Source organism: Marinomonas sp. 5E14-1 (assembly GCF_039939215.1).
Taxonomy (GTDB): domain Bacteria; phylum Pseudomonadota; class Gammaproteobacteria; order Pseudomonadales; family Marinomonadaceae; genus Marinomonas.
Genome location: NZ_JBDXMW010000002.1, coordinates 280,896 through 287,195 on the forward strand (window position 1 = coordinate 280,896; position 6,300 = coordinate 287,195).

The following is a 6,300-nucleotide window of genomic DNA, read 5'->3' on the forward strand; positions in this document are numbered from 1 at the left end:
TTGTTTGGAGAAATAAATGATTCAACAGGAAACTCTGAAAAAGCTGTTCTTACCACTGGTGCTTATAAGTGAGATCGCCATGGCGAATGACAATACTGAAATTGTCAATTTAGACACTATCGTTGTTAGTGCGGAATTGCTCAACAAATCAGCAAAAGAGAGTGCGCAAAGTGTTGAAATATTTGATGAAGAAGCGCTTAAAAATCAAGCAGGTATAAACTCTGCTGAAGACGTTTTAAACGCAACTTCTAACGTCAATTTAGTCGAAGGTACAGGAACAGCCGCAACCGTGCGAGGCATAGACGGAACAGGTGCCGCACAAAATACTATTGCCATTTACGCAGGAAGTAGACAAAGGCTCAACTACGAAGTAGATGACAGACCTTTGTCTTTTAATGAAATCGTCTACAGTGACACTAATTTATTTGATGTAGAGAAAGTTGAAGTACTGCGTGGGCCCCAAAGTACATTATCTGGCCGAAATGCAATGGCAGGTACAATCAGCATCAAAACAAACGATCCAGTTTATGAAGATGAAACCATTTTGCGCGCCGCCGCTGGCAATTACGATACACAAGAACTGTCCGCCGTCGTTAACAGAGCCATTGGTGATGATGACACCATGGCGTATCGTTTGGCTGCAGACGTAAAAGAAAAAGACTCCACTGTTGAATACGGATCAACAGATAATGTAGATGATGTTAGTCGGTATGAAAGTGTAAACCTAAGAGGTAAATTACTGATAGAACCGGATTCAGAAGACAACAAACGATTACTTTTAGGAGTCTCTCATACGGATTATGCTGGACCACACTTAGAAACCGTAGCCGCTCCCTATGAAGACAGACAAGCCTTTACTTTTGATGGGCAAGCTTACCACAACACTATCGCCGACACGGTATCCTTGGATTATTCTCAAGATCTCACTTCTGACATGTACTTCCGATTAAATACCTCGCTAACAAACGCAGAGTTTATTCGAACAACGGCAGACAACTTTACCAATGTAGACATTGATACCACTGAAATAGTTTTAGAACCTCAGTTCTATTATGAAAATGAAACGTTAAATCTTGTCGCTGGTATTTATTACTACAATGCAGCGGAAGAAGAAGATACTGAATTATTCTCTACCAAATATCGCTACAACGACGATACAGAAGCACTTAGCGCTTATATTGAAGGGACGTTTGACTTATCAGACACTCTCATTCTATCAATGGGTGGGCGTCAAGAGAATGAATCAAGGCAACGTGATGGCGGCGTTTACAGTAATGGAGCAACAAGTAACGACTTTGATTACGATGAAAGTTATTCAGAGTTTCTACCTAAAATCGGCATCAATTGGCAGCAATCTGACAACATAAGCTGGGGAGCACAACTATCAAAAGGCTACAATGCTGGTGGAGCAGGCATCTATTTTGATAGCTCGTTTGCTGTTCAAGATTATGATTTTAAAGAAGAAACCTCTTGGACCTATGAAATCTATGGCCGACAGCAATTTTTGCAAGGCAAACTAAGCAGCACACAAAATCTATTCTATTCTCGCTATAAAGACTTACAACTCGCCTATAGTTCAACTGGCGATTTTGATAGCGACCTTTCGTATTTAATTGCCAATGTAGATAGAGCCAATACTTGGGGCTTTGAACAAGGCCTAACAGCAATACTCTCTGACGAATTTACTCTATCAGGCAGTTTAGGTTTTCTAAATACTGAGATTGTTGAGTTTTCTAGCGATACCAGTTTAGAAGGTAATGATCTTGCAATTGCTCCTTCCATTACCTCTAGCATCAACTTAGATTGGCACAAAGACCGTTGGACCGCCAACCTGAATCTACGCTATTCAGGTAGCTACTACACCTACCCAAATAATGCATCAGCATCAAAAACAGATTCGTACGTTGTCGCAAATGTACGGGCCACTTACCAAATGGGCAAAGCTGAATGGTTCGCTAGCGTAGACAACTTATTCGATGAAGACGCCATTATTTATCAACGTTCAACGTCAGCCGTATTGTTACAACCACGTACTTTCCTAGTGGGCGTGGAATACACACTTTAAACACGGGCACATTGAGCAAACATAGAGGCCGACTTTGGCTAATTTAACACAAGGCTTTTACGGAGACTTTTTATGAGTCTATTAATCCATGAAACCAAACACTGGCCTCTCATGCTTGCTATCGCTAAAGGTAAGCCGACTATAGAGCAGCATATGGCGTCATTAATCCAATGGGATAATTGGTTTGCCGATGAAAAAGACATTCATGTAATACGTTTTTTTGATGATGCAGATTCCCTTCATCCACCTTCAGGCGCTGGCAAAGTGACCAAGACATGGATGAACGAAGGCGCCGATCATAAATTCCGAACCTTTATAAAAAGCATGGTGATTGTTGTACCAGAAGACCAATATGAACGCATGAAAAACATGAGTATTACAAAAGTATTTGGCATTCCTGGTGGTATATTCCCTTCCATCTATGAGGCATTTGAATGGTTAACCAAGCAACCTGACACAGATGTTTTTAGCCATGATGATGCTTGGCGCAATGACATACAAGCAACAATCAATACGCACCTTTTAGAAGAGCAGACAAAGTAAAATCTAGCCATGCCATCACCTAAATTTAGAGGTAAAAAATGACAACATATAAACACTCTACTTGGTCGTTATTGTTTAGCTTATACGCAACACAATATGTAGGGATTAGCTTTTTACTGGTGGCATTGGTGGCTATTTTACGCAGTCAAGGCATGCCTTTAGAGAAATTGGGTATTGTTTATAGTCTGGGCATTTTTTGGGTGTTTAAATTTCTTTGGGCACCTTTGATTGACCGTTTTTCATGGCCTCGATTTGGTCATTATCGAGCTTGGCTACTGATTTTACAGGCCGCCATGATGATCAACTTAACTATACTAGGCTTTTACAACCTCTCAACCGACTTTGTATTAGTTATGTCTCTTTGCGCTACTTTTTCCTTTTTCTCTGCGACTCAAGATGTCGCGGTAGATGGCTTAGCTTGCCGCCTTCTTGATATCGACAGCCGCGGAGTGGGAAATGGCATACAGCAAGCGGGTACCATGTTTGGCAGCTTGGTGGGCAGTGGCCTAGTATTGGCGATTTACCCCACACTGGGATGGTTTGGCTGCATGCTGTTTATGGCCGGACTGACCAGTATCTCTTGGCTTCAACTACTTTGGTATAAAGAACCAACTGGAAAAATACGACCAATCATGGGTTATAAACGTTTATTGAGTTTTTGGCGGTACGTATCAAAACCATGGCTTGGTATTTTACTGTTGTATCCGATAGGCGGAGGTATGGCGTACGCCATCGTTAATCCTATGCTTGTCGATTTAGGCTGGTCTTTGAGTAGTATAGGAACGTCAATATACTTAGTTGCTACACCGTTTGGCATTATCTCGGCTATAATTTCAGGAAAGTACATTCAACTCGTTGGAAGACGCAAAGCCCTGCTTGGCTTAATGTCTGCGCAAGCCCTGTTTTTATTAGTGTTACTCATTCCTGCTTATGGTGTGAATGAGACACTCCCTGTATACGTATGCCTTATCACCTTTTTTATTTTCCATTCCCCGATACCTGCAGTGTTATATACCTTAATGATGGATCAAACAGATCCAAGTACACCAGCAACAGATTTTACTATTCAAGCCAGTACTCTCATGCTTATTGGAATCATCACATCTGGCGCAAGCACTGCATTGGCAGGTGCATTCGGCTACATTGCGGTTATTTGGATGGCATCTACGATGTGTGTTGTGGCGTTTATCACCGTATGGGTAGTGAAATCAATCGACTCGCCGACAGCGTCGAACAACACATGAAAATCGACAAACTAATAGAAGAATGCAAAAGGTTTCAATTGTAGAGTGGGAAAAAAAAACGAGAAACGAAGAAAGCCGACTCCTCAATAACCAACACCGCAGGCACAAGGTTGATTTTCAAATGCACAATGACGTGCACCATTTTCAATATAGTAATTTTTTACAATTGTCTATTAGAGAGGTTTACTGGCAATAGTGTAGACGTGCTTTTCAGGGTATTGATCCAGCTCAAGGTGCAAAATCGACAACCCATTGTCCATCAGTAATCGCATGTTTTCGTTAATACCAATAGAGCTATAGTAAAACGTATCTTTGTGCCATTGATCCGTATGCTCTCCTTCCGCGTTGCCAAACGTATAAATCAAGACGCCGCCTTTTTTTAAAAGTCGACACAGCTTTGATAGAACAGGTTTTTGCATCGCCAACGGCAAATGAAAAATACTGTCCCAAGCAACAATAAAGTCGAATGTCTCTTCCGTTTCCCATGCACAAATATCTTGGTGTACAAAGGTATGTTCTGGGTGATTGCGTCTCGCCAATTTAACCATTTCCTCCGACACATCAAGCCCTGTCACCGAGAAACCGTGATCTTGTAATATGCGGATAAATCTACCGCCCGCACCGCAGCCAACATCTAATGCTTTTGTACCGCCAGAAGCATACTCAATGGCTCGCTCGAATTGGCTCACGCCATAGGAAGACTGCTCGTGTCGATCGTGCCACCACTGAGCGATTTTGTCGTATTTCTCACCAAGTTTAGAGGGTTGCATTTTAACGCCTTAGTACACACTTCATTAAAACATTATGCTTTGCGGTCAAGCTGATTCTGTCTCATATAAAGAAACAATGGCAAGCCAAGAGAAACACCCACACTGAAAGTCGCAACCACAGGGAGCCATAAATTTGGCATCTCAAGGCGTTTGCCCTCAGCAAAAATGAAGAGAATTAACACAACGGCAGAAACGATGACATCCATGCCGAAGAAGCCACCAATTTTGGTTGAAAACAACTCTTGAAAGAAAAGAGACACATCGAGTCCATTGTCGACCACCCACGTTATGAATTGAGATAAGGCAACAGAGTTCCAAGAACACACAGTACTAAAAATACTACTTTGAGATTCATGAGGTAATTTCCTTATTTGGAGAACGCTTGCGGAGTCAAATTTCATGCGCTTGCTATACGTTTACTCGAAAAGAGGACGAAAGAAACTACGCTCGTAACTTAAAATACACATGGTATCTTCTGCATATTTAAATGCACTGATGCAGTCACTGTCTAACGCCAACCACAACTGCGTAGTAAGCTGGCGGAATTTTTGGAACAAAAAGTATGACAGGTTGCGGAGTCAGATTGATGGTTCTTGTTATACGAATTTGACACTATCGCCATGCCGCTTCTATTTTTTCACCACGTACGATCTGATAAATGGCTATGTTTTTCTCATTCAATAGTCTCACTACATCTGGTACACATTGGATAGGCATCGCTAGTTCATATCCAAACTCCAAGTGTATGATATTCTTTGAATGAGAATTACTAACAAACGATTCAATAATGCCGAGAGCAGTTCCCTCCCACTCCCCAACCTCAAAGTAGACTTTATACATGTCTTCGCTATAGTCGCTTGGTGTACCACTTTTCATCTCTAGTATCCTACTTTTTGTTTTATCTTTGATGGTTCGTTTTTAGCCATCATTCGTATAACGCCCACATAAACGGCAGCCGAAGCGAAGCGTAGGCTGTCCAGTGGAGGCCGCGCTTTTTGCGGCCGGAACGTGTTTGATGTGCTTGTTATACCTTTTACGCATTTGGAATTTTGACCAGTAAATCAGTCACACCAACCTCAACACCTGCTTGGCTAAGAAGAGTGGAAGCTTGCCCACGGTGGTGAGTTTGATGATTGAAAAAATGCTGAATAAGGTGACCAAAGTTTTTGTTAAACGGTTCTCCTTTGGTATTACTATACGACAGATTAGATGCCAATGCTTCGTCTGTAAGTTCATGTGCAAAATCTCGGATAACCTCATCCATTTTGATTCGCGCACTCTCAAGATTTTTAAATTCAGGGTAGAGAATGGCGTCCAAGGCTTTTGGTTTATTAAGAGCCCGAACGTAATCAAGAGTTTTCAATTTTGATGGGTGATCAGCAAATCGCTTAAGCCAGATTGTGTCTCCAACAAGAATGTGATTAAGCGTGCCGATGATTGACCCAAAAAATGCTCCTCGATCTTTAGATAGATCATCGGCGCTCAATTTGGATGCGACTAGATAGACGCTTTTATTCATCCACTGATTGTAATCTGCCATCAACTCAAAATTTGATTTTAGTGACATGACTTTCCTTTAGGTATAACGTTTTGCTAATAGGCAAATTACGTTGGCTATAATGTGCGAGGCACGAGCGCAGCCAACTGTTTTTTGTCCTTTTGAGCGACTTGTTATGTT

General features: G+C 41.6%; 7 protein-coding genes. 3 read left to right on the forward strand and 4 right to left on the reverse strand.

Translation table 11 applies throughout. The annotated features are described in order from the left end of the window. Positions 1-16 precede the first annotated feature (16 nt). From ABFY09_RS02915 to ABFY09_RS02925, 3 genes are all read left to right on the forward strand, one after another. On the forward strand, positions 17-2,065 hold the full coding sequence (locus tag ABFY09_RS02915) for a TonB-dependent receptor (protein ID WP_347982789.1): 2,049 nt from the start codon (positions 17-19) through the stop codon (positions 2,063-2,065). Between the two features lie 72 nt (positions 2,066-2,137). After that, positions 2,138-2,608: a hypothetical protein gene (locus ABFY09_RS02920; protein WP_347982790.1), complete on the forward strand. Its 471-nt coding sequence runs from the start codon at positions 2,138-2,140 to the stop codon at positions 2,606-2,608. A gap of 38 nt (positions 2,609-2,646) precedes the next feature. After that, entirely contained in the window at positions 2,647-3,852 is a 1,206-nt protein-coding gene (locus ABFY09_RS02925) for an MFS transporter (protein ID WP_347982791.1), read from the forward strand. A 173-nt stretch (positions 3,853-4,025) separates the two neighbouring features. Here the strand turns inward: ABFY09_RS02925 and ABFY09_RS02930 are convergent, their stop codons facing one another. From ABFY09_RS02930 to ABFY09_RS02945, 4 genes are all read right to left on the reverse strand, one after another. Continuing rightward, complete coding sequence (locus ABFY09_RS02930; protein ID WP_347982792.1) at positions 4,026-4,622, reverse strand: class I SAM-dependent methyltransferase; 597 nt, start codon at positions 4,620-4,622, stop codon at positions 4,026-4,028. Positions 4,623-4,654: 32 nt separating this feature from the next. Next, on the reverse strand, positions 4,655-5,023 hold the full coding sequence (locus ABFY09_RS02935; RefSeq protein ID WP_347982793.1) for a DUF2834 domain-containing protein: 369 nt from the start codon (positions 5,021-5,023) through the stop codon (positions 4,655-4,657). 211 nt (positions 5,024-5,234) lie between these two features. Continuing rightward, positions 5,235-5,498 (reverse strand): hypothetical protein, encoded by a 264-nt coding sequence (locus ABFY09_RS02940; protein ID WP_347982794.1) that lies wholly within the window; start codon positions 5,496-5,498, stop codon positions 5,235-5,237. Positions 5,499-5,655: 157 nt separating this feature from the next. Continuing rightward, a complete protein-coding gene (locus ABFY09_RS02945; protein ID WP_347982795.1) occupies positions 5,656-6,189 on the reverse strand; it encodes a DinB family protein in 534 nt (177 codons plus the stop codon). Positions 6,190-6,300 lie beyond the last annotated feature (111 nt).